The 758-nt window shown below is 53.7% G+C and carries 1 protein-coding gene; it reads right to left on the reverse strand.

From position 1 onward, the window contains the following. Nucleotides 1-511: 511 nt before the first annotated feature. Nucleotides 512-758, reverse strand: a 247-nt coding sequence (locus PY257_RS10800) for a hypothetical protein (protein ID WP_275741631.1), incomplete at its 5' end; no start/stop codon positions are given.

Consider the following 758-nt stretch of genomic DNA (forward strand, 5'->3'; position numbering starts at 1 on the left):
AAACGCACGAGATCGCCTCCAAATCAATTTTCCCAAAATGGCCTCTAAAAATTCTCGTCAAAATTCATCAAATCTTAGAAATTTTGCTTAAATTTTAAGCAAATTTAGACGAATTTCGGCAAAAATAATTCTGCAAGTCCCTCAACCTGGAAACGGCAGTTGACCGCTTTGCATCCCTTGCCAGGCCGCAGGAAATCGAGCGTTGCCCGCTTCGATGGGGTTCACCTCGTGGGTGAGCGCGCTATGCACCTGCCGTTTCCAAGTCTAGGAGAACATGAAGCCAAAGCAGGGCCGTCGGAGCGGCCTGGATCACCTGTGGAAAAACCTGGGTATGAAAACCATGGAATCAGGGAGTTATCCCCAAAATCTGCACGCCCTGAAAAGTTGTTCATCTCCAGCCATGGCGGCACCGCCATGCTGTCTACAGCCTTGGCGGCCAGCCAACTGCCTGCGCCCATTGGCAAAAAGGGGCTTGTCCACAGTGCGGGGGCCCCTCTACTACTACTACTAATCAGAGATATAGAAACAAAGGGAAAGTCAGGGGGCGAAAGCTGCGCGTGCGCAGCGTGCCGGGCGCTTCAGCGCGGCGCTTGCCGCAGGAAGGCCCGCAGGCATAGGGCGGCTGAAGCGTACGTGCGCGGCAAGGCCGAAGAACGGCTTCTTGAAGCGGAAGAAATACATACTCCAGAGGGACTTGCAGAATTCCCCAAACCTGCCGAATTACCCGCGATCTGATGCAGAAAAAAGGTGCGGGCACC

Source organism: Curvibacter soli (assembly GCF_029211125.1).
Lineage (GTDB): Bacteria > Pseudomonadota > Gammaproteobacteria > Burkholderiales > Burkholderiaceae_C > Curvibacter_A > Curvibacter_A soli.